Raw genomic sequence first — 24,638 nt, forward strand, 5'->3', positions numbered from 1 at the left:
TACGGAGCAGTCGCGGCTTCTCCTCGGCTGCCGTTCAGTGAGCGGCGGTGGTGACGTCCACATCCGTGATGGCCGCGTCGGGATGCCGCGCCCCCGTCAGTATCCGGTCCTGCCCGGTGTCGCCGAGGAGGTAGCGGCGGAAGAAGGCACCGAGGTACGTGTCGGCGACATGGCGCTGCTGCGGCTCGGTCAGCTGCCTGACCGGCGTCGATCCCTCACGGTCGGTGCACTGCCCGGGGTGCTTCTTCACCGGCGTGGCGTCGTCGAAGGCCGCGACCTGACGGCTCTGAGGCGACCACTGCGTGTTGAAGTAGTTGTGGTTCGCCCCGTGGATCGCGAACTGGTGGAAGCCGCTCCGATTCCCCTTGGCCGCGTCGGCCGCGAACGACAGTGCCTCACCGCCGACCTGTCCGTCGCACGTTCCCCGGAAGGCGGCGAAGGGGGTCTTGGTGATCGTGTAGTTGGCCATGTCCTCCGTCATCACGTTGTAGGCAGGCGCCAACGCCGCCACCGCCTTGACGTCGACGCCCTTGGGCCACTTCCCCCGATGCTTGTCAGCCGCCTGCCAGGTGACCCCGGCCCCTGCCCTGGAGTGCCCCATGATCCCCACGTTGCCCATGTCCACGTGGTGGGCGAAGCCGACGCGTCGCGCCGCTCCGGTCGCCGGGTCGGTGAACTTCCCTGCGAGCTCACCCCTGCCCTTGGAGCTGAGCTTCTGCCACATGCGCAGATGCCGGTTGATGAGATCCGCCCGCGCGGCAGCATTGTCATCCCCCATCACGGAGGAGGCGTTGATGCCGTTGGCTCCGGCCGAGACCACGACGAACCCCCGAGCGGCCAGCTTGCGGCCCAGGTAGTCGTATCCGCGCTCGCTCGGCAGGGCGCGCGTTCCCGGCGCACACGGCCAGGCGGAGAGCTTCGCGTTGGCAGCTTCGTACGCGGCATCGTCCCCACTGGCTTCGGCGGCGGTGCGCGCCGCTTCCGCCTTCCGGTCGGCGCAGGTGTCGTGCAAGCCATGCAGCATCACGATCAGTGGATGCCGCCCCGTGCCCAGGTCGGCGGGGTAGTGCACCACCCCGGCCAGCTCGCCCGGTTGGCCCGTCTGCGGCAGGTGCCAGGCCTTGTCGCCCAGGTCGTAGCGGACCGTCCTGGTGGCCCCGGACGAAGGCGCCGCGCTCTGTCCCGTCGCCTCGTTCGGTGCCGCGGCACCGGTTGCGGCCGTATACGTGAAGGCTGCTGCTGCGGCGGACAGAACCGCCGCCGACAGGCCCAGCAGACGAGCCGAAGTCCTCGTGCGTCTGTGTCGCTTCATCATCATGTCTCCCTTGGTGAGTTCGGTAAGTGCAGGGCTGGCCCGAAGCGTTCGGTCGCGCTCGTGGCCGTTGCCCCGGGAGGGGGAAGGGGCGTCCTCAGTGGGCGGCAGCGTAGGAATCCACCACGAACTTGATGACCCGGTCCTGCAACGCGGCCCCTGACGCACCCGCCCGCTTGATCATGCTCGTTCCGTGCCATTCGCCCTTCTGGATGACCAGTTTCTTCTTGCGGGCAACGGAGGCCGCGTAGACCTCACGGACCTGCTTCTCCGCGTTGCCTTGCATGTCACCGGGCGACACCACGAGAAGCGTGGGAACGCTCAGCTTCTTGACCGCCGCCACACCGTCCACGCCGCCGCACCGGGCAGGCGAGGACATCATCAACAGGCCCACCACCCGCAAGGGCGTATCGACCCCGGCGACCGACGCCGTCGTGCCCCCGCACGACGCCCCCGCCAGAAACACCCTCTTCGCGCCGACACGCCGCAGCTCCGCCAGTCCGGCACGGGCATCCCGGTCGATGTGCTCGTTCTCGGCCACTTCCTCGGACGCACCGTGATTGCGGTACTCGGGAATCATCACGTGGTAGCCGCGTTTGGCCAGCTGTCGCCCGATGTCCACGAACGAGCAGATGCTGTAGCCCTGCTCGTGATCCAGAAGAACACCGTCGGGCCCGTCCCCCAGGACCAGCGCCGACAGGTGCACCTTGTCGCTGGTCGTCAGCGTGGTCGCTTTGTTCCTCAGGTCCTTGGGCACGCACGTATTGACGCGGTGCCCCCGTGCGGTGCGCACCGTGGTGTCGGGCCAGCTCGGCTCGTACGAGACCGGCTCATGATCCGGCGGCGCCGCGGGAGCGCTGCTTACCGCCTCCCGCGTCCCTCGTGCCCCGGAGGGCACCGGCGCGGTGGACGTCGCGGCTCCCGCTTTCGAGTCGTGCCCGGACTCGTCGGCCGGGCTCGCACAACCCGACACCAGGCCCAGACACACCAGCGCGGCGGCAGCGGCAACTCTGACTTTCAGCACAGTCTTCACGCCTTGACAGACGTGCGGCCCTACCCGAGGTTGCAGGCCGCGACGATCAATGTTCCGGAAGCGGCTGTTGAAGCGGAAGCGACTGCAACCTGCCGGGACCCCACACGTCCTCCCTAGTAGAGGACACCCCTTGAAAGCCCTGAACCGCTCGATCAACGCAACAGGTTGACGCATATGCCAGAAATGACCCGCTGGGAAACCATCCGCGGCAGCATCCAGCCCGTGGGGGAAAGGCGCTGATGGCTGCCGTTTCCGCCTGTGAAGGTGCCTTCCCGCGCAGCTGGTGGCGATTGCTGCTGGCCCGCCTCTTCCAGGACCGCAACAGATCGGACCTCAAGGGCCAGCTGTCCGGCACGGCGTCGGAAGAAGTCGACAGGCTGTACCGCCACCGCAGGCTCGACCTCGTGCGCCTGGCCGTCCTCCTCGTCGACGACATCCCCACGGCCGAGGACGTCGTCCAGGAAGCCTTCGCAGCCCTGTACCGACGTCACGGCGAATCGCTCGACAATATCGCCGACCCCGAGGCCTACATACGGCGCAGCGTGGTCAATGCCTCCAGGGACGTGCTGCGCCGGAGACGCACCGTGCGCGCCTACATCCCCCCGCGCATCCTCCCCGCACCACCACCGGAGGACGAGGTCCTCCTCAAGGAAGAACACCAGGAAGTGCTACGAGCGCTGAGGCTGCTCACCGTGCGCCAGCGGGAGGTCCTCGTCCTCAGGTACTGGTCGAACATGTCCGAAGCCGACATCGCAGCGACCTTGGGCCTGTCCCGGGGTGCAGTGAAGTCCACCGCGAGCCGGGCACTCACGGCGCTGGCCAGAAGACTGAAGGAGACGCCATGACAGCCATCGAGGACCGCCTTCGTGCCACACTGAATGCCCGGGCCGACCAAGTCACCGCCCTCCGCCCGGACTTCGCACCATCGGCCCGCGCGCGCACGGACATCCACCCCCGACTGCGCAAGGCTGCGGTAGTCCTTCTGGCCGCAGCAGTGACAGTCCTCCTCCTCATGCTGCCGCGGCTCCTCTCGCAGGACGCCCCATCGGCCCCCGTCGACACTCCACCGCCTGCCAGCCCGAGCAGCAGTACGTCGTCGCCTTCACCCGCCCCTTCCCCATCTGAAGAGGTGCCTGGACCGGTCACTCCGTAGAGCGCTAGGTTTCCCGCCATGCCCGAACTCGGATCCGTCGCCTGGCCGCCCGCCCCGATGAGGACCGAACGGCTCGTGCTCCGCGAGTCCCAGGCCGGGGACCGTGCGGCGTTCATCGAGCTGTTCGCATCGCCGGAGGTGCGTACGTATCTCGGTGGGCCTCGACCGCGTGATGAGCTGGAAGGCGCGGTGCCGGAGGTGCCCGGGCGCCGGCCCGGCGTCTTCGTGATCGAGCTCGACGGCGCGCTGATCGGCACGGTCATGCTCGACCGGCGCGCCGCGGAGCGTCCGGGGCACCTCCGCCCGGATGTCGAAGAGGCCGAGCTCGGCTACATGTTCCTGCCGAACGCATGGGGACGTGGGTATGCCGTCGAGGCGTGCTCGGCGGCACTCGACTGGTTCGCCGACGTGCTTCCCGGTGAGCCGGTGGTGCTCTGCACCCAGACCGCCAACGACCGCTCGATGCGGCTCGCGGCGAAGCTGGGGTTCGCCGAGGTGGAACGGTTCGAGGAGTACGGCGCCGAGCAGTGGTTCGGCGTGTGGTCCTCGACCGCGCCGTCCGATCGAGTCTGAGCTCGAGCCTGCGCTCGTGCCCCAGGAGCGCCCAGTGGGCTCCGGTGCGCCCGTAGGGCATGCCGACGCTGCCGGGCTTGACGACGAGTCGGCCGTGGGCGAGGCGGACGGACGGCAGGTGGCCGCCCGCCGCTCACGCCCGGCGCAGCGCGGAGCGGCCCGCGTACCGCGCCGAGTCGCCCAACTCCTCCTCGATGCGGATCAGTTGGTTGTACTTTGCCGTGCGGTCGGAGCGGGAGAGTGAGCCGGTCTTGATCTGGCCGCAGCCCGTCGCCACCGCCAGGTCCGCGATCGTGGTGTCCTCCGTCTCGCCCGAGCGGTGCGACATGACGGCCGTCCAGCCCGCGTCGTGGGCCGTGGCCACCGCGGTCAGTGCCTCGGTCAGGGTGCCGATCTGGTTGACCTTGACCAGGACCGAGTTGCCGACGCCCGTGCGGATGCCCTCGCGCAGCAGCGTCTCGTTGGTGCAGAACACGTCGTCGCCGGTGAGCTGGCAGCGGTCGCCGACGCGGGTGGTGAGCTCGCGCCAGCCGTCCAGGTCGTTCTCCGCCATCGGGTCCTCGATGGAGACGATGGGGTAGGCGTCGATGAGCTTGGTCAGGTAGTCGGCGTTCTCGGAGGGCGTGCGGCGCACTCCCTCGCCCGCGTAGTCGTACACCCCGTCGCGGAAGAACTCCGACGAGGCAGGGTCCATGACCAGGCCGATGTCGGCGCCGGGGCGGTAGCCGGTGCGCTCGATGGCGGTCATCACGAAGTCGAGCGCCTCCTCGGCGGTGCGCAGCGCGGGCGCGAAGCCGCCCTCGTCGCCGACGCCCGTGGAGTGCCCGGCGGCCAGCAGGTCGCGCCGCAGGGTGTGGAAGACCTCGCTGCCCATGCGGACCGCTTCGGCGAAGGTGTCCGCACCCACGGGCACGATCATGAACTCCTGGAAGTCCAGCGGATTGTCGGCGTGGGCGCCGCCGTTGACGATGTTCATCATCGGCAGCGGCAGGAGGTGGGCGTCGGCGCCGCCGAGGTACCGGTAGAGGGGCCGACGGTGGGCGGCCGCGGCGGCCTTGGCGGTGGCGAGGGAGACACCCAGGATCGCGTTGGCGCCGAGCCGGGACTTCGTGGCGGTGCCGTCGAGGTCGACCAGTGCGGCGTCGAGCCCCGCCTGGTCCGTCGCGTCCCGGCCGCGTACGGACGCCGTGATCTCCCCGTTGACGTGGGCCACCGCGCGGTCGACGCCCTTGCCGTGCCAGCGTGCGGCATCTCCGTCGCGCAGTTCCACGGCCTCCCGGGCGCCGGTGGATGCGCCGGAGGGGACCGCCGCGCGGCCCAGGGATCCGTCCGCCAGGACGACATCGACCTCGACCGTGGGGTTGCCCCGGCTGTCGATGATCCGGCGGGCGGTGACGGTCTCGATGGTGGTGGCGGTGGCCTCGACGGGGTCGACTGCCTTTGCGGACATGGGAGGTCCTTCCCTTTGTCGTATGCCGCGGCCCCGGCTGCGACAACGCTGGCGCTGGCCCCGACAGCAGCAAACCCTACAGCAATGCTGATCAGTTTGGCTGTGCAGTGTTGCTGCGCAGCATTGCTGTGCAGTGGTGCGTTGCGCAGGGACGTCGTGCGGGGCGTCGTGCCGTGCAGGTACGTGGCTTTGCTGGTCAGCGGGGTAAAGTGCCCTATGCCCACCTCGGAAGCCGCCGTCATCGCCGCTGAACTGCGCACCGCGATGGGCAAGCTCACTCGACGCGTCAAGCACGAGGACAGCATTCCGCTGGGGCAGGTCGCCGTGCTCGGTGCGCTCGACCGCGACGGCGCCATGACCACCAGCGACCTCGCCGCCGATCAGCGCGTACGCCCCCAGTCGATGGCCCGTGCGGTGGGGCTGCTCATGGAGCAGAACCTGATCACGCGCCGGGCGCATCCCACCGACGGCCGCAAGTCGTTGGTCGAGCTGTCTGATGACGGGCGCGCCGCGCTGGAAGCGGAGCGCGGCCGCAGGGTCGGCTGGCTCGCGCAGGCCATCGAGGACGAACTCACCGATGAGGAGCAGGCGTTGCTGGCGCGCAGCGCCGCCCTCCTTGAGCGGCTAGCCGCTCGCTGAAGGGGCTTGACCGGCCCCTCGTCATCAATGGAGCCGAGGCCCGGCCTCCCACGCCGCCTCGATCATCAGGAAGATCTCGTCCACCGCCGCCTGCGGATCAGCTGCCTCGCGCGCCAGTGAAAACGCGTCGATCGTGAACCTTGCGATCGTGCGGCAAGCCGTCGTGGTCCGGGGCGGGTCCGAATCGGGATTGGGGTCGGAGCCGGAGCCGGAGTCGCGGGCGGAGTCCGCGGCGATTGCCGTTGCCAGTGACTCCGCGTGGCGCAGCCTCATCGACACCTCGTACTGCCGCAGGGCGGGTGACGTGTCGATCATGTGCCAGGTCGGGGCCGCGCCGTCCGCCGTGCAGTGGCGCACCAGCGCGTGGATCTCGCGGCGCAGCGCGGGGATGAGTGATTCCTGAGGTGCCCTGCCCGTGACCGCCTGCACGAGGCGTTGCTCGAAGTCTTCGTCCAGCTCGAACACCAGGGCCTCTTTCGAGGCGAAGTGGGCGAAGAGCGTGGTCACGGCGACGTCGGCCTCGGCGGCCACGTCGCGGATGCCGACCGCGTCGTACCCGCGTTCCTGGAAGAGCCGCATGGCGGTGTCGGCGATCTTCTGGCGGGTCGCGGCCTTCTTGCGCTCGCGGCGGCCGGGCTGCACGGCGGTCATGCGCTGACGCTATCAAATACGAAGGTGTAGCAGTTCTGAAAAGCTAACGGATACAAAACACTACCCGTTAGTGTTACGGTCGGTCGCATGAAGAGAGTGAGCTTCGCCGAGTTCGGCGGTCCCGATGTTCTGCAACTCCTGGATGCCGAGGAGCCGCATGCGGGTCCCGGCCAGATACGCATCGCAGTACGGGCGGCGGGTGTGAACCCCGTCGACTGGAGGATCCGTGAGGGTCAGAAACTGGGGGCCCATCCGACCGAGCTCCCCGCCGGGGTCGGGCTGGACGCCGCCGGGATCGTGGACGAGGTCGGCGACGGCGTCGAAGGGGTCGAGGTCGGCGAGCACGTGTTCGGTGAGGGCCTGGACACCTACGCCGAGTTCGCCGTGTTGTCGGCCTGGGGCCGGATGCCCGCGGGCCTGACGTTCGAAGAGGCGGCCGGGTATCCGTCCGTGGTGGAGACCGCGCTGCGCATCATCCGTGAGGTCGGCGCGCAGCCCGGGCAGACGCTGCTGGTCAGCGGCGCGTCCGGGGGCGTCGGATCAGCGGTGCTGCAGATCGCCCGCGGCCGGGGCATCGCGGTGATCGGCACGGCCGGAGCCGCGAACCAGGATTACCTGCGGGGCCTTGGTGCCCTCGCCACGACGTACGGCGAGGGGTGGGCCGAGCGGGTGCGGGAGCTCGGTCATGTCGACGCGGCTCTCGATCTGGCGGGCTCGGGCGTGATCCGCGAACTCGTCGAGCTCGTCGGGGATCCGCAGAAGGTGGTCTCCATCGCCGATCTCGGTGCGCCGGAGCTCGGAGTCCGCTTCTCCGGCGTGGCCGGGAGCGTGCCGGACGCGCTCGCCGAGGCCGCGGACCTCATCTCCCGGGGGAAGCTGCACATCCCGGTCGAGAAGTCGTACACGCTCGCCGAGGCCGCGGCGGCACACGTCGACAGTCAGGCCGGTCACACGCGCGGGCGCCGGGTCATCATCGTCTGAGGGGCGGTCAGTCAGTCGCGCGGGTGATCGGTGCGGGCGCCGTCGAGGAGGCTCTGGCCCGGGCCGTGCGCCCGTTCGCCCACCGCCTCCAGCAGCGCCCACGCCGTGGCCTGGTTGGCGCTGATGACGGGCTTTCCCAGGCGCTGTTCGAGGCGGGGGAGTGCGTCGTACGTGGGCAGGGCCGTGCAGCTGATGAAGAGGGCGTCGGCCTCGGGGTGGTCTCCGGCGAGGACGGTGTCCAGTACGTCCTGCTCGGCCACCTCGTGGACGTCCTCGACCGTGTCCAGGCCCAGTGGCGTGAGCGCGACGACGTCGAAGCCTGACGCCGTGAGGTAGTCGGACAGCAGCCGGTCGACCGGTTCCTGGTAGGGGTGTACGACGGCGACGCGGGAGGCGCCGACGGCTCGGAGCGCGTCGATGGCGGCGCCGCTGGTCGTCAGCGCCTGCCTGGCGCCGTGTTCCGTCATCGCTTCCCGCAACGACCGCTCGCCGGTCACGCCGTCGACGAAGCTGCACGCCGTGCACAGATACGCCACCGCCTCGGCCCCGCGTTCCACCAGCTCGTGGGTCGGCTCTGCCAGCAGCGCAGGCTTGCCCAGGCGGGTGACGAGATCCTGATTGTCCGCGTACGACGGGACCTTCGCGGTGAACGTCAAGTCAAGAACTCCGGTGTCGCTTGCAGTCTGGTGTCCGGGCCGGTGACCTTCTCCAGTTGCTGAACCTCGTCCGGGTCGGGATCGGACGCGAGGATCTTCTCCGCGCGTTGGTCGATGGTCCGGGTGAGGGCGATCTGGGCCAGTCCGAACACCAGGGCGTAGGCCATGACGCTGCGCCAGGAGTCGGGTGCCTTGATCATCGGAAGCCATTCGGTGTCCACCAGGAGCAATCCGATCACGGCCGTGAGCGCTCCGATCGGCAGCTTGATGAGCTCCTGGTAGAAGGGGAGGTTGTACGGGTTCCAGCTGCCGCCCATCTTCTGCAGCCGACCCACCACGTGCGCGGTCGCACCGAGCATCCCCAGCAGCATGACCAGGCCGACTTCGCGCAGCCCCGGTTCCGCCCGGCCGGGACAGCCGTCCGTGCAGACCGGGAGTGCCCCCGCGCTGCGCCAGGCCACCAGGGCTGTCACCAGGAGCAGCACCGTCAGCACGCTGCCGGAGCGGATGAGCCGGTTACGGAAGTTGCGGCTGCGTACGCCTCGTTCCTCCTGGACCGCATAGGCGGCCTCCAAGAGGGCCGCGACGGCCCAGGGCACCCGCTCGTCGTCCGGCGAGTCCTTCAGTTTCAGCTCCTCGACCAGCGCGAGGCGCGGGTCCTTCTGGCAGAGCGGCCCCGCCAGGGCGAGCACCGCGTCGATCCGGGTCCATGCCCTGGCGGGCTGCGACTGGGCGATGATCGCGACCTCGGCCGCGTGCAGGCACGACAGCGTGCCCTCGTATGCCAGCCCGTTCCACCAACTGCCCACCCTCCAGCGGAGGTTACGGCTGTCTGCGGCCTGCCGCATGTAGTCCTCGGCCTGGTCGAGGAGGTCCTCCGCCCCCGCCCGCGACTGCCCTGTCGTGTCGGCGAGTTGGTGTCGCAGTACGTACATGCGGGTCTGCATGCGATGCAGCCACGTGGTGGACCTGGTGGGCCTGGTGGTTGGCGGTGATGTGTCCTGTGCGGCGGGGCCTGGTCCCGGTGGGCGTCCGGTGCGGTTTTTGAACAACCAGGCCGTGCGGCTCCGTGCCTTCATGCTTTCCCCCGTTGCGTCCGCGGGGGTCACGGTGGTGGGCCGACCTCCGCGTCGCGCGCGGGATCAGCCGGTCCCCCTCCCGGCGCCCCCGTGTCGGGTGGGCGAGCCGTTCGGCGTTCGGTATGTCTCGCGCCACCACTTCTTCCGAAGCATGCTCTCGTATGCGGACAAAGTCCACCACGAGGACACGGGCATTGGACGGCAAGCGGCGGTCGCGGACCCGGTGCGACCGCCGCCGCACACCGACCTCAGCTCTCCCGCGAGGCGGCCGGTGCCCGGCCCGCCTTGTCGACCACCGCGTGGTCGATCACCGCCCGGGCGGACATGAGCGTCCCGGCCTTCCCGTACTGGGTGTCCTTGAAGAGATAGCTGCGCGACCCGAGGAAGGTGAGGTCCTTCGCGTCGAAGACCCATTCGGTGCGGGCACCGAACTTCTTGTCGTCACGGGCGATGGCGACGCCGGTCCTGCCGGTCAGATCCTTGGCCGTGGGCAACTTGGTGACGCCGGGGATCCTGGCCGCGGCCCGGTAGAGGGCAGCGGCCGTCCTGGGCGGCATCACCCCGCCGACCAGGCTCCCGATGTGGTCGAAGACGGCCTGGTCGCGCTCGGCCTCGTCGGACTCGGGCGTCATGGCGTACAGCTCGGTCAACAACTCGTCGGGGTCGGTGGGCAGGGAGGACAGCCAGTGGTACGTGGCCCGGTGGGGGCCCTCCGGCGTGCCGTCGGTGTCACCCAGTTCAGCATTGATCGGCAGGGTTTCCCCGTTCTCGCGAGTGAGCCCGAGCTTGCGCTGTGGGCCCGGCTGCTGCGAGGCCCATGACTCGACGTCCCTGACGGGGCTCACCACCGCCTTGCCGCTGGTGAGGTCCGCGTCGCGGACCTTCTCCCTGGTGTACAGGAACTGGTCGTCCCTGACCTTCAGGGCGTCGCCCTTGCCTGCGGCGGTGGAGATCTGGTCGAGGAGTGCCGCCGCGGGTTGCATGTCCCGTGCGTCGTGCTGCCCGGTCGCCGCGGTGGCGGGCGCGTCGTCATCCGTGGTGAGGACGATGCCCGTGGTGAGGATGGCACCCAGGGCGAGTGCCGTGACGGGCACCAGGACGGCGGGGCGCAGCAGCCGTCGGGCGGGGCGAGGGCCGGAGCGGGCTCGGTCGGTCCCGTTGGTCCGGTCGGTACTGGCGGTCCGGGCGGCCTGGTCGCGGTCGATGCGTTGCATCAGTCGTTCCTTGTGGTGGAGGTGCTGCTCGTGCGGGAGGACCCGATGAGCCGGGGGCGGCAGCAGCCGGGCGATCTCCTCGACGTCGGCGTCCGAACGCCGAGCCTCGTTCGAGGAGTTCGAGGAGTTCGAGGAGTTCGAGGAGTTCGAGGAGTTCGAGGAGTTCGAAGCGGTGTCCCTGTTGTTCATGCTGTTTCCTCCCGCACGGGCAGGGCCGCGAGTGCGGCTTCACCAGTCATCTCTCCGCGAGCGGTGCGCGGTTCCCTGTTTCTTGCGGCTTCTGTGTTCTCTGTGTTCTCTGCGTTTGCCGCGTTCTCCGCTCGTGCCTTCGCCGCCGCCTCGTCGGCGAACCGGGCGAGCTTCGCCCGCGCCCGGGACAGCCGCGAGCGCACCGTACCGACGGGAACGCCGAGCGCCTCGGCCGTCTGCTGGTAGTCGAGGCCCGACCACACGCACAGCGTCAGTACTTCCCGCTCGTGGCGCTTCAGTCGGCCGAGCGAGGCCTGGACGGCGTGCAGCCGCTGTGCGTCGTCGATGCGTCCGACGACCTCGGGGGCGAAGTCGGCGACCACGGCCGGCTGCCGCTGGCGGGCCAGGAACGCCAGGCGGCGGCGGAGGCCGCGCCGGGTGTTCTCCGCCTTGTGGGTGGCGATGCCAAGGAGCCACGGGCGCAGGGAGCCCTCGTCCGCGTGGAGCCGTTCGCGTGCCCGCCACGCGGCCAGGAAGGTCTCCGACATGATGTCCTCGGCGGTCGCCCAGTCGCCGGTGAGCCACAGCGCATGCCGGTGGACGTGCCCGGCGTACTGGTCGTACAGCTCGGCGAACGCATCACGTTCGCCTGCTCTCACGCGTTTGCGCAGATCGTTCTCTGAGTCCCTCACAGTCATTCCCTCTCCGCCGCACCGGCGGAGTTCCTGTGACCTGCGCCATATGAAAGGGGACTCGACATGCGTCGCCCGCCCGAGCCTCATTGTGCGTCAGTCGTCCGCTACGACGGGCAGGCGTCCTCCACGGGCTGGTCGGGGAGCAATTGGGCCCAGTGCTGGTCCTTGATGAGGGCACAGACGCGTCGGGCGACGAAGTCGATGTCGATGCTCCAGGCGCGGGCGGTCCCGTGGGAGTCGAGTGTGGCGAGCGCCCGGCCGTCGGGGGAGAAGCGCACCGTGTCGATGTTCTCCGCGACAGGGCCGGTCAGGGTCGTGTGCGCGTCTGATCGGGCGCCGCGCATGCGCCACAGTCGTACGCTCCGGTCCGTGCTCGTGGTGGCCAGGGTGGAGCCGTCGGGGCTGAAGTCCACCCCGACGACGACGCCGGTGTGCCCGGTGAGGTTGGTGGTTCTGCTGCGCGTGGCGGCGTTCCAGACCCTGATGGTGCCGTCGTTGCCGCCGACCGCGAGGGTGCGGCCGTCGGGGCTGAAGGCCAGGACCAGGCTGGCGTCCGGGGGGCCGGGCAGGGCCCTGGCGGCCTGCCCGGGGCGGGTGTTCCACAGGCGCGTGATGCCGTCGTCGCTGACGAAGGCCACGGCGTGGCCGTCGGGCCTGAGCGCCAGTGCGGTCACCGGACGGGCATTGCGCAGGACGGCCGTGGGGCGGCCGGTGGCGACGTCCCACATCCGTACCGTGCCGTCGCGCCCGCCTGCGGCCAGGGTGCGTCCGTCAGGGGTGATGCCCACTTGCCGCAAGGTCCAGGTGGCCTTTCGGAGCGTAATGATCCGCTTGCCGGTCACGAGGTTCCACACGCGAACGGTCCGGTCGCGATCCGTCGTGGCCAGTACCCGGCCGTCGCTGCTGGCCGAGGAGTAGACGACGCGTTCCGGGAAGCGGGCCGGGAGCGGGCGACGGCGCGGGGGCGCGGTGGACCAGCGGGCCGTCAGGGCCTCGTGGTCGACCGTGAGGTGGGCCCGGCGGTCCGCGAAGGGTGCCCGTCGGGTGATCGACCCCGAGAGGTCGGGCAGGCGGGCCGTCGTGCGGTGCGATGCCACGTCCCAGAGGCGGACGGTGGGCTCCTGGCCCGCGGTGGCCAGCGTGTGGCTGTCAGGGGAGAACGCCACTGCGTACAGCGGCTTCTTCATGGTCAGCGTGGCCAGGGCCTGGTGCGATTGAGGGTGCCAGAGGCGGACGGTGCCGTCGGCGCTCGCGCTGGCCAGGGTGTCTCCGTTCGGCGAGAACGCCACCCCTTGCACGGCGCTCGTGTGACCGGTCAGGGTCGCCCGCAGGCGGTAGGAGCGTGCGTCCCACAGCTTCACTGCGTGTTCCCCGCCCGCGGTGGCCAGCGTGCGGCCGTCGGGGGAGAACGCCACCGTGGTGACGGCGGCGCCCGGAGCACCGGCCAGGACGGCGCGCGTCTTGTGGGACGACACGTCCCACAAGCGGGTCGTGCGGCCCGCACCGGCGAGCGTGCGGCCGTCCGGCGAGAACGCCACGCGGTACACCGCATCCTTGGGCCCGGTCAGCACGGCACGCTCCCGCTGGGTGCGTACGTCCCACAGGCGCACCGTGCGATCGCTGGAGGCGCTGGCCAGGGTGCGGCTGTCGGGTGCGAACGCGACTGCCTCGACCATGTCCGTGTGGCCCGTCAGAGTGGCCAGGAGGCGGTGGGAGCGTGCGTCCCACAGCTTCACGCTGCGGTCGTTGCTCGACGTGGCCAAGGTGTTGCCGTCGGGAGAGAACGCCACCCCGTTGACGGCGTCGGTGTGGCCGGTGAGGGTGGCCAGGAGGCGGTGGGAGCGTACGTCCCACAGCTTGACGCTGTGGTCGAAGCTCGCCGTGGCCAGGGTTTTGCCGTCGGGTGCGAAGGCCGTGCTCTCCACCGTGTCGGTGTGCCCGGTGAACTGGTTGGCGTAGAAGCGGGCCTGCGCGCTCAGCAGGCTGTTGCGTGCTTCCTTGGTGGGAGCCTGCCGGTAGCCCCGCAGGGCGAGGACCATCGCGGCCTCGGGGCGGTTCTGCCTCAACTGGTCGGCGCGGGCGGCATTTTCCCGGGAGACCGCCAGGCGCCGCTGCGCATCGGCCGCGTGCGTCTTCCGTACGGCGACGGCGGTCGCGACGAGCGCGAGAGCCAGCAGCACGCTGAGGGCCGCGATGACCTGACGGGTCAGGCTGGTGCGTCGCCGTTTCGCGCGGGTGGACTGGCTGAGGAAATCCCTTTCCAGCGCGGTCAGGTCGTCGCGTCGTTCGGGGGTGGGGAAGGCGTCCTGGGCTTCGCCGAGTTCGGTGCCGCGGAGCAGGGCCCCGCTGTCCCGGCTCCGCTCGTGCCAGTTGTGGGACGCGGAGGTCAGGCGCCGGTGGCGGCGCAGGTGCTCGCGGTTGTCCTCGATCCACCGGCGCAGCCGGGGCCACGAGGTGATCAGCGCCTCGTGGGCGAGATCGACGGTGTCGTCGTCCAGCGTGACCAGACGGGCACGGGCCAGGTGCTGCAGCACGGTCTCCGGGTCCGCGTCCGGGGTCGCGCAGCGGGCGGTGGCGAGCTCGCCCCGGCCGATGGGGCGGCGGGTGTCGGGGGCGCCGTCGCCGGGGGTGATCAGCCGCAGCAGGATGTGCCGGGCCGCCTCCGCCCGGTCCGGTGCGAGGCGGGTGTAGAAGTCCTCCGCGGTCTGGGCGATGGCGCCGTGGACACCGCCCGAGGCCTCGTAGCCCTGCACGGTCAGGGTGCGGCCGCGGCGCCGGTGCCAGGTCTCCAGGAGGGTGTGCGACAGCAGCGGCAGGCCGCCCGGTTCATCACGTATCTCCTCGATGAGGCGGGCGGTCAGGGCCCGCTCCACGATCAGCCCTGCGGCCGCCGCCGGTTTGACTATCACGTCACGCAACTCGTCCGGTGTCATCGGACCGACGGGCAGGCTCGCCTCCCCGAGGACCCTGGCCAGCCCCTCGTGTTCGAGACAACGCGCGTAGAAATCGGCGCGCATTCCGACCACCACCCGCAGCCGGCTCCCGGGCTCCTGGGCCGACAGCACGAGCCCCACGAACTCCCGCTGCTGCGCCGCGTCGCGGCAGAGCGTGAAGACCTCCTCGAACTGGTCCACCACCAGCCAGGTGTCGCCGGGACCCTCGGCAGGGACGAACAGCTTCCGGTGGTCACGCACCGGCTGAGGGCCGGGAGTGAGGATGCGGATCGCCGCCGGACGAAGCCCCGGGTCCTCGGCGCTCTGCAGCCAGGGCACGAGTCCGGCCCGCAAGAGGGAGGACTTGCCGCTGCCGGACGGGCCGAGCACCATGACGCACCGGTGCGCCTCGGTCAGGGCGGTGAGGCTGTCCGTGAGACGGGTCCGGCCGAAGAACCGTGCGTGATCGCCGGGTTCGAAACGGGCCAGTCCGCGGTACGGCGAATCCGTCGGCTCCTCGGCATCGGCCGTGGGCTGAGCGGCCTCCTCCTCCTGCACCTCGTGCCAGCGCCGCTCCCACTCCGCCGCGTCCCCGCCGCACGCCCGCACATACGACAGCGCCAGCGCCAGGGACGGCAGCGCCTCACCCGCCGCCGCACGCGCCAGAGCGGCGGCCGAGTACGCCGCCCCCTCGGCCATCGTCCGGTACGTCGGAGTTCCCGCCTCGATCCGCAACTTGCGCAGCTCGTAAGCGAAACTCTGTACTGGCCCGGCCCCGGGATCGATCGGCTTCTCTCGGCGCCCCACAGCTTTTCAGCCTCCCCCGTCGACGTACAACATCCCAGCTGAACACATTCACCACGGCACCGAGAAGGCACCCACGAGCCAACCCCTGTCCGGGAGCACGGCCCGTGCACGGGCGCGGGAACCGGGGCAGGGTGGGGGCATGACCATGACGCTCGGTGCCTTTGTCCTCGGCACGCCCGATCCGCCCGCCCTGGCCGATTTCTACCGCGCCCTGCTGGGCTGGCGGGAAGTCGAACGCGATCCGGAGTGGGTCCGCCTGCGGCCGCCGGAACAGGAACGCCCCGGCCTCAGCTTCCAACTGGAGACCGGCCACACGCCCCCGACCTGGCCGCAACGCCCCGGCACCCAGCAGATGCAGGCGCACCTGGACCTGGCGGTCGACGACCTGGAAGCGGAGACCGAGCGTGCCTGCGCCCTGGGTGCGACGCTGGCGGAGCACCAGCCCCAGAAGGACGTACGGGTCCTTCGCGATCCGCACGGCCACCCGTTCTGCCTCTTCCTTCCGGGCGCTTGACCCTGACCCTGCGTCAGGGTTGGAGGCTGGCCGCATGACGAACAACAGCACAGCCTCGACTCGGCCCGCCCCGCCGGTCGGAGGGTTCCAGGAGATCGACGACCGCAACGTCTTCGTCCGTCGATCGGGCAGCGGCGGACCCGCCGTGGTGTTCCTGCCGGGCGCGGGCGCGGTGGGCCTGGACTACTTCGGTGTCCAGGAGAGCGTCGCGCAGTTCACCACCGCCGTGACGTACGACCGCGGCGGGACGGGCTACAGCGATCCCGTCCCGCTGCCGCGCAGCGCCGCCGCGGTCGCCACGGAACTGCGTGAGCTGCTGCGCGCCCAGCACGTCGCCGCCCCGTACGTTCTGGTGCCGCACTCCCTCGGCGGCCTCTACGCGCACCGGTTCGCGCAGCTCTACCCGCAGGAGGTGGCGGGCCTCGTCTGGCTGGACGCGCTCCACCGCGACTGGGACGACTTCATGCCCGCCTCGGCGACGCTGTCCGCGGTCGAGCGTCTTGCGCCGGGGCGGGAGCAGCTGGCACAGATGCGTCCGGCGCTGCGCGAGATGCGGGCCGAGCTGCTCGCGGAGTACCCGGAGCATGTGCGGCAGGCGCTGACCGAGGCGAAGGAGAGCGAGGGATGGACCGAATCGGGCATCGCCGAGCGCACCGGTCTTGCCGACCTGGCCGCCGAACTGCGGGCCGGGCACGACCTTCCCGACGTCCCGGTGATCGCTCTCACCGTGGTGGGCGTCGACCCCGCCCAGAAGACACAAGAGACGCAGGAGATGAACGACGGCAAGATCAGGATGAACGCGGCCCTGGTCGACGCGGTCACGCACGGGGAACAACGCGTCATCTCCGACACCGCGCACCACCGGCTCTGCTTCGACCGGCCCGATGCCGTGGTCCGGGCGATCCGTGACGTCGTCGACCGAATCCGATCCTGACGAGAGGTCGCCCCTGATGAGAACTCGCCCCTGATTAGACTCGGCGCACGAACCAAGGAGGACGGTGCTCACGATCAGCCAGCTCGCGGCAGCCGCAGGCGTGACCGTGCGCACCGTTCGCCACTACCACCACGTCGGCCTGTTGCCGGAGCCCGGACGTGACGCCTCCGGTTACCGCCGTTACCGCGCGCAGGCGGCCGTCGATCTCATCCGGATCAGGACCCTCGCCGACGCCGGGGTGCCGCTGGCCCGCATCGACGCGTTGTTGCACGCCCGACCGGACGAATTCGCCGCGGCCGTCAGCGACATCGACGCCGACCTGCGGCGCAGGATCGACCGGCTCAACGAGAACCGGCGTCGGATCGCCGAACTGGTCGGCGGCGAACGGCTCGTGCTGCCCCCTGAGGTGATCGCCGTCCTGGACCGGATGCGCGACCTCGGGATCAGCGAACGGCGGGTCCGGCTCGAACGCGACTCATGGATCCTCATGCAGGCGCTTGACCCGCAGGTCGTGCCGGAGCGGGTACGGGAGAAGAACGCCGGACTCGACGACCCCGAGACGACGCGTCTGTTTCTCGCCTGCGACCGGGCGGTCGACTGGGACCCGGACGATCCGCGCCTGGCCCGGCTCGTCGACGACCTGGACGCATGGGAGATCGCGCACGAACGCGACGGCGAGCGGGCCGGTTACCTCAAGCTGGTGTCTTCCCGGATCCGCGAGGCATCACCGGCGTGGCAGCGCATCATCGACGCCCTCGCCCATCGCGCCGAGCGGCGCCGGGAGTTGCTCAGCCGATCAGCGCCTCGGTGATCTGGCGGGTGGTCTGCGCGGCGACCCGGGGGCTGACGGCGGCGTACGAGGTGTAGGCGTTCAGGCCGGTGGCCAGGGCCCAGCCGCGGCCCCGGAGCCAGGTGGCGTCGTCGACGCCGAGCGCGGCGCGGAAGGCGGCCCGGCTCCCCGCGGACATCAGCGTGTAGGCGATGGTGAGGTCACAGGCCGGGTCGCCGATGCCGAGGCCGCCGAAGTCGATGACCGCGCTGAGCCGTCCGTCGACGGTCAGCAGGTTGCCGGTGTGGAAGTCCCCGTGGAACCAGACCGGTGGGCGGCCCCATCCGGGTGCGTCGAGCGCCGCGTCCCACAGCTCGGTCATCGCCGCGGCGTCGAACACGCCGTCGAGCTCCGCGATGGCGGCCCGTGTCGCGCGGTCCCGGTCGGTCAGCGGCTCACCGGTCAGGTCCTCGCGACCGCCTTCGACCGGGAAGTCCTCGGGTACGAAGGTCTGCAGAGCGGTGAGGAAATCGGCCAGTTGGACAGCGGCCCGGGACGAGTCGGCCAAGGACTCGGTGGTCGCCACCTCGCCGCCCAGCCAGCGGGACACCGCCCACGACCACGGATAGCCGAAGCCGGGCTCGCCCACTCCCACCGGTACCGGGACGGCCAGCGGCAGGTGCGGCGCGAGCCGGGGGAGCCACTCGGCCTCCTTCGTGGCCTGCCCGATGGCCCCCTCGTGGCGGGGCAGCCGGACGGCCAGGTCCCCGCCCAGACGGTAGATCACATGGTCCGAACCTGCCGGGTCGAGCAGGTCGAGAGGCAGCGCGGACCACTGCGGGAACTGCGCGTCGACCAGGCGTCTGGCCAGTGCGGCGTCGATTGCGGGGCGGGGGTCCGAGGTCGCGGGGCGGGGGTCTGAGGTTCTTCCGGTCGCCAAGAACAACTCCTGCGGTGGGCCAGCTAGATGCGGCGGGCGGGCGGTCGCGGCCATCACAGCGCCGACCGGGCCCGCCTGTCGATCGATTTTCCCGGCTTCGGGCCGCTGTGGCTCAGTCGACGACCGGCAGCGTCTCCGTTCCCCACCCGTCGGAGCCCAGCCAGGTGTAGGTGGGGCGCCCTTCCATGCCGCTGGTACGGAACGGCTTGCCCTGGTCGTCGATGCGCAGCACGCCGTGCCGTTTGCCGCTGGACCACTCCAGTTCCAGGTACCACCGCACGTTGTGCAGCTTGGTGCCTGCGGTGATGAGGAAGACCTGAGGGTCGCGCTCGCTGACCCGGTACGGGAAGTCGCGCTGTCCCATCATGGGCGTGGCACGCGGCGCCGCCTCGTCGAGGTCGACGTCGAAGGACTTGGTGTACACCTCCTCCTCGCAGCGCGTCCGGATCTGGAAGTTGTTCCAGGCCAGTGGGGCGCCGCTGCTCTGCACGCGGACGTGCATGGCGCGCAGGACGATGTCGTCCCTGCCCGTGCCCTGCAAGGTGACCTCGATGTCCTGGCGGCGGGCCGAGACCGCGTCGAGTTCCCCCACCCAGGCGGGCACGTCCTGATCCGCGGGCGGCTCCGGCATCTCGCCCGGCTTCCGGTCGACCAGGAAGCTCTGCAGACAGCCGTCGTAGAGGTACGGCCTGACGCGCGCCGTCAGCGGCGTTCCGGGGCCCTTGCCCGGCGCGCCACTGGGCCCGGTCCCCTTCCGTCCGCCCCGAGGGGCGCCGGGTGCCGTGCCGCCCTTCCCGCTCCGGGAGGGCGAAGCGGAGGCGTCGCCCGTGCTGCCCTCGGCTCCGGCGCCGGACCGGTCCTCGGCGCCGGACTGGTCCTTGCCGTCGGGACGGCCCTTGCCGGAGTCCTTCCCGGGGCGGTCGGACGGTGCGGCGCTCGGCGCGCCCCGGTCCGGCGGGGCGGTGGGCCCGGCAACGTGCTGCTGCGTCTGCGTGTCTCCGTCACCCTTGTTGTGCAGGGCAAGAGCGACGGACCCGACGGCGACGACCGTGGCGAGGACGGCCGCGAGGGCGATGAGGACGACGGGGGTCCGGCGCCGGTGCGACGGGGGTCCGGGTTCCGAGGCGGCCCCGAACTCCGGCGCTGACCCGGCCTCCGGCACTCCGGAAGAGGTTCGGGGAGTACCTGGCGTACCGGAAGCGGCGGAAGCGGCAGAACCGTCGGGCTGCGAGCCCCGCGGGCCCCGCTCTGCATCCGCCAGGACCCACCGCCGATGTGCTTCCACCAGTTCCTGGGGCGACGCCTTGCAGAGCCGGGCGAACCGCTCCACCGTCACGAACTCCGGGGGCACGGCGTCCCCGCTGCAGTACCGGTGCACCGCCGACGTACTCATGTGGAGCCGTTGGGCCAGTACTCCGTAACTGAGCCCGGACCGATCCTTGAGCTCCCGAAGCAACTCCGCGAGCGACCCCATCCCCATGAGCCCCACCAGTCCCCACCAGCCCCGTCCCGTCACATGTTCCGGAACCGAGACGCTCAGAGCTCCGAACACGGTTCCGAAGGCGGCTTCGGCGGCGACTGCGAAGACCTTGTCACCACTGGCGGTTGACGGTCGCCTTGCTTCCGGTCACCAGGCTTGCCGGTGGGACGTCGTCGGCCACGACCGCGCCGGCGGCGACCACGGCATCGCGGCCGATGCTGACGCCGGGCAGGATCGTGGCACCGGCGCCGATCCAGACGTTCTCCGCCACGTCGATGGGGCCGCCGCTCAGCCATTCCCGTCGTTCCACCGGGTCGACCGGGTGGCCGACGGTGATGAACGTGACCTTGGGGCCGACCATCACGCGCTCGCCGAGCCGGATGCCCGCGTAGTCGAGGAACGTGCAGTTCTGGTTGATGAACACGCGCTCCGCGAGGTCCAGGTGGAGACCGTGGTCCGTGTAGAAGGGCGGGTAGACGGTGACTCTGGGCGGCAGCGGCTTGCCAAGGATCTGTTGGAACAATTCCGCCTTGCCCTCCTCGTCCTCGAAGGGCAGGACGTTCAGGCGGGAGGTGAGCTCGGTGGCCCGCAGGACTCTTTCGGCCATGGCCTGGAACTCCGCGCTGTGAATGCGCAGGAGACGGTCGCCGGACAATGTCACGATCCTTTCGCGTGGTGCGGTGACGGGGTTGCCCAGGACGGGAGCCAGACCGTCTCGGGAAGCTTTGGCAGACTTCCGAAGTGGGCGATGATTCCACGGAGTCCTGGGTGCGGATTCGTACGGGGGAGGACGAGGGAGAGCGGGTACGCGAGGGTCGGATTCACGAGGGGGATGCGGCGCAGGTCGTAGTGCGCCGGAAAGACGTACCGGTCCCGGGCCCCGACGAGCGTGGCCACTTCCGTGGAGTCCGCGAGCGTTTCCAGGAGTACTTCGTCGCCGAAATGCGGGCCCGCCGCGTCGATGCGCAGATCGAAGGCGGTGGCGAGCTGGTCGTAGAACTCCGCCCATTCGCTGCCGGGCGCGATACCCGGCACCCAGATCCGGTGCTTGCGCAGCTGCTGGGGCGTCAGGCTCGGTGCGCAGGCGAGCGGATGCCCCGGCCCGACGACGAGTTCCAGCGGATTGCAGAAGGCGTGGATCATCTGCACGTCGGGCGGCAGCGCGCCCGGATCGGTGACGGTACGGAACGAGGCGTCGACATCGCCCGCCGCGACGGCGGCGACCGCCACCCGGGGGTCGTCGACCCTGAGGGTCACCACGTCGAGCTTGCTCTCGGGACGCGACCGCCAGTACTCGTGCAGCACGACGGCCTGCGCGCTCCGCAGTCCGAGTACGTCGATCCGCAGGGCCCGGGAGCCGGGACCGACCGCGGCGACGGCACGATCGACACCCGCGACGATGCTCCGCGCATGGGGGAGGAGCGCCCGGCCGTCGGGCGTCAGCTCGACCCCTCGGGCGGTGCGGGTGAACAGCCGGACTGCCAGCTCGCGCTCCAGCGCGGCGATCCTCTTGGAGACCGCCTGCTGCGTCACGCCCAGCTCGGCGGCCGCATGGTGCAGTCGTCCGAGCGCGGCAGCCCGGACGAACGATCGCAATGCCTCGGTGTCCACCGGATCACCCTAGGCGTGCACAACCGGACGTTGTGGCTCGGCGATCAGCGGTTGTTTGATCACACTCGCCACCGTCCTCCGACCCCGTCCCATAATCTCGTGCAGGGATCTGTCGGATCGAGGAGGCGTTGGTGCTCCGTAAGGGCACGCGGTTGAAGGGCACGCGGTTGAACGGCACGCGATTGCTGGCGGGCGCCATGTTCGCGGTCTTCATGCTGCTCGTCGGCCCCAGTGCGCCAGGCGGTGCCCTTTTCGTGCGGTCGCTGCCCGTGGACGCCGCCAAGGAAATCGTCCCGAACCGGGTCATGACGTGGAACATCTGCAATCCCTGCGACGTGAGCAACATCGACCGGGCGGCGGAGATCGCCACGTACGCGCCTCAGGTCATCGGTCTGCAAGAGGCGTGTGTGCGTGACGTCGAGCGGATCCGGGATTATCTGGAGATTTTCTACGGACTGGATTATCACGTGCAATACGGGACGGTCCTCCAGGACTGGGGCCGTTGCGGGGGAGTGCCGTGGAATCCGGGCGGCTTCGGCCAGGCGATCCTTTCGGCCGCGCCGATGACGGACCTGGTGCAGGTGGAATATCCCGACGGCGGATCCGAGGACCGTGGGTACATGGCGGTCACCACCACGGTGGGCGGACGGTCCGTCCGGGTCTTCAACACGCACCTCGCCCAGCGGCAGCAGGAATCGTTCCGGGCGGGACAGACCCGCGTGCTGGCCGCGGCCGTCGCCCGGCACGACCGCGCCATCGTCCTCGGTGACTTCAACGCCGTGCCGGACGCCCCCGAACTCTCCCGCATCTGGGCGCTGGCCGAGGACACGGACGCCGAGTGCCGCCCCGTGTCCACCGGTCCCTGCGAGCCGACGACCGACTGGCACAGCAAGTTCGACTACGTGTTCCTGCGAGGGTTCGTCCCGCGCGAGCATCGCGTGCGGCCGACCGCGTACTCGGACCACCACATGCTGTACACCGACGTGGACCCGAAGTAGCACGCGTGCCCGGCGCGAAGGCTTGTCGCCAGGCTGTACGTCGCCCGGCTGTCGTCCGGTCAGGCGTTGACGTCGAAGGGCACACCGGACGGCAGCGCCGCAGCCAGGTGACTCGGGAAACTCGCGTCCTTCAGGCCGAAGTTGGCGCTGCCGAAGTCATGGGAGCTCAGCTTGTCGCGCAGGCCCGCCGGATAGCCGTTCCACCCGATGAGGGCCGGGAACTGCCAGGCGCCGCGGTGGTTCTCGGGCGGCTCGTCGCCCGCGGTCGCCGCGCGGAAGCAGTGGGTGCCGATGCCGTCCTTGTGGTAGACGACCTTGGGGTGGGTGCCGTCCCAGCGGATCTCGTCGCGCGGGTGGATGCGGAACTTGCCGTGGGCCGAGGTGGCGACGTACTCGGCGCGGCCGTCCTTCACCCACACCACCACGTGCTCCCAGTCGTGCCGGTGTCCGCCGAGGCCGCTGCCGGCCACGGCCTGGTCCTTCTCGAAGTAGAGGCCGTACATGACGGCGCACCATCCGTTGTTGCACTTGGTGCGGGCGTAGCCGTTGGTGTTGGCGAGGTCGCTCGCGTCACGGCACTGGCCGTTGACGGCGCCGCTGGGATTGAGGCCGCCGTTCACCGTTCCGTCGGGGCCGATGGCGGGCGTCGGATAGCAGCCGTCGCCGTCGTAGTCGTACGCCGGTTGGAACGTCTGCTCGGTGCTGTCGGCGTTCGCGGGCAGGGCCTGCGGCGGGGCCGCGACGGCCGAACCCGCGAAGGCCACCACCAGCGTGAGGGCGCCGCCGACGGTCAGGGACGTTCTACGGATCGCTCGGCTCGGCTGCAAGGGTTTTCCTCCGGCGCTTCGGGGTCACGGGCAGGGCGGGCAGGGTTGTCATGCCCGCAACATTCCCGCATCACGCGTACAAGGAAGGTGCTGTTCCGGCACTGCGCGCAGAGAGGATTCGTCCACGTGTTCGAGATCGGTTGTGGCCACAGGATGCGGATCGGGCGTTGCGCCCTGAATCTGGAGAGGGGGCGGAACGCAGAGAGGCGAGAGGCAGGTACAGCCCATGACGGTCATGGACAAGCTGAAGCAAATGCTCAAGGGACACGAGGACAAGGCCGGCCAGGGCATCGACAAGGCGGGCGACTTCGTCGACGACAAGACCCAGGGCAAGTACTCCAGCCAGGTCGACACCGCCCAGGACAAGCTCAAGGAGCAGTTCGGCTCGGACAAGTCCCAGCAGGACCCGCCGCAGGGCTAGGAAGCAGGCGGTTGATCCGGGCACGGCAGAGGCCCCCGCTGCTCCGTGGACACGGAGAGGCGGGGGCCTGATGCGCGCGACCACGCGCCGGATGCGCTTCGACGGGTGGATCGCGGGTCTTGGCACCGACAGTGGCGTGCGCCTGGTCGTCGGCCACTGGCCGGTCTCCCCGCTGGGCGCGTTCGCCGACGTCATGGCCGAGCGGGCCGACGGCCATCGTGTGCTGCTCGCGCCGTCGGAACGGGTTGCGGAATTCGTCGCCGCCACGTACCGCTTCGACGAGATCGTCATCTGCCCCGTCGCCGTCGAGCCCGCGCACGAACGGTGGACCGTGGCCGCGGGACCGCTGCGGCTCGCCTTCGACCCCGGGCGGTCCACCGCACTGGGCCGACTGTTGCGCATGGTCCCGGACCGCCTGGCGAGCAGCCCCGGCTGGGCAGGACTGTGCGACGTACCGGCCCGCCTGCTGATGCCGGGCGTGCGGACGCGCGGCAGCGCGGGCAGGGGACGCCGGGAGTGGTACGCGGCACGGGACCTGCGCACGATCACGGCGGCGCGGGCGACGTGGGAAGGGCGGGATCTGGGGGCGCTGACGGCGGTGGATCCCCCGGTCCGCTTCGGCTTCGGCTCCGTGCCCCGACGGCCGTCCCTGACCCGCGTCGTCACCACGGTGGAACTCGCGACCACCGAACTCCACTGACCGGTCCGGTTCATGGCTTGTGCGGTACGGGCTCCGCGACGGAGTTTGGCCTCGGCCCCCGGAAGGAAGGGGCCCGTAC

Annotated in this window: 24 protein-coding genes and 1 pseudogene; 10 read left to right on the forward strand and 15 right to left on the reverse strand. The window is 70.4% G+C overall.

Annotated features, from left to right (window positions below):
- Nucleotides 1-34: 34 nt before the first annotated feature.
- Nucleotides 35-1,312: an alpha/beta hydrolase gene (locus tag ABZV77_RS13275; protein ID WP_356254782.1), complete on the reverse strand. Its 1,278-nt coding sequence runs from the start codon at nt 1,310-1,312 to the stop codon at nt 35-37.
- 97 nt (nt 1,313-1,409) lie between these two features.
- Nucleotides 1,410-2,345, reverse strand: coding sequence for an alpha/beta fold hydrolase (locus tag ABZV77_RS13280; protein ID WP_356254785.1), 936 nt, complete (start codon nt 2,343-2,345; stop codon nt 1,410-1,412).
- A 239-nt stretch (nt 2,346-2,584) separates the two neighbouring features.
- Between ABZV77_RS13280 and ABZV77_RS13285 the strand changes: the two genes are divergently transcribed.
- Nucleotides 2,585-3,190 carry a SigE family RNA polymerase sigma factor gene (locus tag ABZV77_RS13285; RefSeq protein ID WP_356254787.1) on the forward strand — a complete coding sequence of 202 codons (606 nt, stop codon included), beginning with the start codon at nt 2,585-2,587 and terminating at the stop codon, nt 3,188-3,190.
- A gap of 326 nt (nt 3,191-3,516) precedes the next feature.
- The gene (locus tag ABZV77_RS13290) at nt 3,517-4,071 is read left to right on the forward strand and encodes a GNAT family N-acetyltransferase (RefSeq protein WP_356254789.1); all 555 of its coding nucleotides are present in this window, start codon (nt 3,517-3,519) and stop codon (nt 4,069-4,071) included.
- Between the two features lie 19 nt (nt 4,072-4,090).
- On the opposite strand, the pseudogene ABZV77_RS13295 reads toward ABZV77_RS13290, so the two are convergent.
- Together ABZV77_RS13295 and eno are read right to left on the reverse strand one after the other, a co-directional pair.
- A pseudogene (locus ABZV77_RS13295) lies at nt 4,091-4,192 on the reverse strand (metallophosphoesterase); the annotation flags it as partial.
- 12 nt (nt 4,193-4,204) lie between these two features.
- Nucleotides 4,205-5,521: a phosphopyruvate hydratase gene (gene eno / locus ABZV77_RS13300; protein ID WP_356254791.1), complete on the reverse strand. Its 1,317-nt coding sequence runs from the start codon at nt 5,519-5,521 to the stop codon at nt 4,205-4,207.
- A 216-nt stretch (nt 5,522-5,737) separates the two neighbouring features.
- On the opposite strand from eno, the gene ABZV77_RS13305 reads away from it, so the two are divergent.
- A complete protein-coding gene (locus ABZV77_RS13305) occupies nt 5,738-6,160 on the forward strand; it encodes a MarR family transcriptional regulator (RefSeq protein WP_356254793.1) in 423 nt (140 codons plus the stop codon).
- A 24-nt stretch (nt 6,161-6,184) separates the two neighbouring features.
- Here ABZV77_RS13305 and ABZV77_RS13310 read toward each other — a convergent pair whose 3' ends face one another.
- Complete coding sequence (locus tag ABZV77_RS13310; RefSeq protein WP_356254795.1) at nt 6,185-6,811, reverse strand: helix-turn-helix domain-containing protein; 627 nt, start codon at nt 6,809-6,811, stop codon at nt 6,185-6,187.
- 87 nt (nt 6,812-6,898) lie between these two features.
- On the opposite strand from ABZV77_RS13310, the gene ABZV77_RS13315 reads away from it, so the two are divergent.
- Nucleotides 6,899-7,792, forward strand: a complete 894-nt coding sequence (locus ABZV77_RS13315) for an NADP-dependent oxidoreductase (RefSeq protein WP_356254797.1) — start codon at nt 6,899-6,901, stop codon at nt 7,790-7,792.
- A gap of 11 nt (nt 7,793-7,803) precedes the next feature.
- On the opposite strand, the gene ABZV77_RS13320 is transcribed toward ABZV77_RS13315, so the two are convergent.
- From ABZV77_RS13320 to ABZV77_RS13340, 5 genes are all read right to left on the reverse strand, one after another.
- Nucleotides 7,804-8,448, reverse strand: coding sequence for an Asp/Glu racemase (locus ABZV77_RS13320; protein WP_356254799.1), 645 nt, complete (start codon nt 8,446-8,448; stop codon nt 7,804-7,806).
- Nucleotides 8,445-9,383, reverse strand: a complete 939-nt coding sequence (locus ABZV77_RS13325; protein ID WP_356254801.1) for a hypothetical protein — start codon at nt 9,381-9,383, stop codon at nt 8,445-8,447. Before ABZV77_RS13325 ends, ABZV77_RS13320 begins: the two co-directional genes overlap by 4 nt.
- A 392-nt stretch (nt 9,384-9,775) precedes the next feature.
- Entirely contained in the window at nt 9,776-10,930 is a 1,155-nt protein-coding gene (locus ABZV77_RS13330; protein WP_356254803.1) for a CU044_5270 family protein, read from the reverse strand.
- Nucleotides 10,927-11,601, reverse strand: a complete 675-nt coding sequence (locus ABZV77_RS13335; protein ID WP_356256021.1) for an RNA polymerase sigma factor — start codon at nt 11,599-11,601, stop codon at nt 10,927-10,929. Before ABZV77_RS13335 ends, ABZV77_RS13330 begins: the two co-directional genes overlap by 4 nt.
- 128 nt (nt 11,602-11,729) lie before the next feature.
- A complete protein-coding gene (locus tag ABZV77_RS13340; protein ID WP_356254805.1) occupies nt 11,730-15,365 on the reverse strand; it encodes a hypothetical protein in 3,636 nt (1,211 codons plus the stop codon).
- Nucleotides 15,366-15,504: 139 nt separating this feature from the next.
- Between ABZV77_RS13340 and ABZV77_RS13345 the strand changes: the two genes are divergently transcribed.
- The 3 genes from ABZV77_RS13345 (at nt 15,505) to ABZV77_RS13355 (ending at nt 17,624) form a co-directional block, all read left to right on the forward strand.
- Nucleotides 15,505-15,879, forward strand: a complete 375-nt coding sequence (locus ABZV77_RS13345; protein WP_356254808.1) for a VOC family protein — start codon at nt 15,505-15,507, stop codon at nt 15,877-15,879.
- Nucleotides 15,880-15,913: 34 nt separating this feature from the next.
- Nucleotides 15,914-16,813 (forward strand): alpha/beta hydrolase, encoded by a 900-nt coding sequence (locus ABZV77_RS13350; RefSeq protein ID WP_356254810.1) that lies wholly within the window; start codon nt 15,914-15,916, stop codon nt 16,811-16,813.
- A gap of 64 nt (nt 16,814-16,877) precedes the next feature.
- Nucleotides 16,878-17,624 carry a MerR family DNA-binding transcriptional regulator gene (locus ABZV77_RS13355; RefSeq protein WP_356254813.1) on the forward strand — a complete coding sequence of 249 codons (747 nt, stop codon included), beginning with the start codon at nt 16,878-16,880 and terminating at the stop codon, nt 17,622-17,624.
- Here the strand turns inward: ABZV77_RS13355 and ABZV77_RS13360 are convergent.
- The 4 genes from ABZV77_RS13360 to ABZV77_RS13375 form a co-directional block, all read right to left on the reverse strand.
- Complete coding sequence (locus tag ABZV77_RS13360) at nt 17,602-18,522, reverse strand: aminoglycoside phosphotransferase family protein (protein ID WP_356254816.1); 921 nt, start codon at nt 18,520-18,522, stop codon at nt 17,602-17,604. The genes ABZV77_RS13355 and ABZV77_RS13360 overlap by 23 nt on opposite strands.
- Before the next feature lie 112 nt (nt 18,523-18,634).
- A complete protein-coding gene (locus ABZV77_RS13365) occupies nt 18,635-20,002 on the reverse strand; it encodes a helix-turn-helix domain-containing protein (RefSeq protein ID WP_356254818.1) in 1,368 nt (455 codons plus the stop codon).
- Between the two features lie 112 nt (nt 20,003-20,114).
- Nucleotides 20,115-20,657, reverse strand: coding sequence for a DapH/DapD/GlmU-related protein (locus ABZV77_RS13370; RefSeq protein ID WP_356254821.1), 543 nt, complete (start codon nt 20,655-20,657; stop codon nt 20,115-20,117).
- Nucleotides 20,658-20,659: 2 nt separating this feature from the next.
- Nucleotides 20,660-21,613 (reverse strand): LysR family transcriptional regulator, encoded by a 954-nt coding sequence (locus tag ABZV77_RS13375; RefSeq protein ID WP_356254823.1) that lies wholly within the window; start codon nt 21,611-21,613, stop codon nt 20,660-20,662.
- 197 nt (nt 21,614-21,810) lie between these two features.
- On the opposite strand from ABZV77_RS13375, the gene ABZV77_RS13380 reads away from it, so the two are divergent.
- Nucleotides 21,811-22,611, forward strand: a complete 801-nt coding sequence (locus ABZV77_RS13380; RefSeq protein ID WP_356256024.1) for an endonuclease/exonuclease/phosphatase family protein — start codon at nt 21,811-21,813, stop codon at nt 22,609-22,611.
- Between the two features lie 59 nt (nt 22,612-22,670).
- Here ABZV77_RS13380 and ABZV77_RS13385 read toward each other — a convergent pair whose 3' ends face one another.
- Nucleotides 22,671-23,438, reverse strand: a complete 768-nt coding sequence (locus ABZV77_RS13385) for an NPP1 family protein (protein ID WP_356254826.1) — start codon at nt 23,436-23,438, stop codon at nt 22,671-22,673.
- Between the two features lie 226 nt (nt 23,439-23,664).
- Here ABZV77_RS13385 and ABZV77_RS13390 point away from each other — a divergent pair, with 226 nt between their 5' ends.
- Complete coding sequence (locus tag ABZV77_RS13390; RefSeq protein WP_356254829.1) at nt 23,665-23,859, forward strand: antitoxin; 195 nt, start codon at nt 23,665-23,667, stop codon at nt 23,857-23,859.
- Nucleotides 23,860-23,929: 70 nt separating this feature from the next.
- Entirely contained in the window at nt 23,930-24,559 is a 630-nt protein-coding gene (locus tag ABZV77_RS13395; protein ID WP_356254832.1) for a hypothetical protein, read from the forward strand.
- The last annotated feature ends 79 nt before the right edge of the window (nt 24,560-24,638 follow it).

The sequence above is a fragment of the Streptomyces sp. NPDC004732 genome, from assembly GCF_040609235.1.
GTDB lineage: Bacteria > Actinomycetota > Actinomycetes > Streptomycetales > Streptomycetaceae > Streptomyces.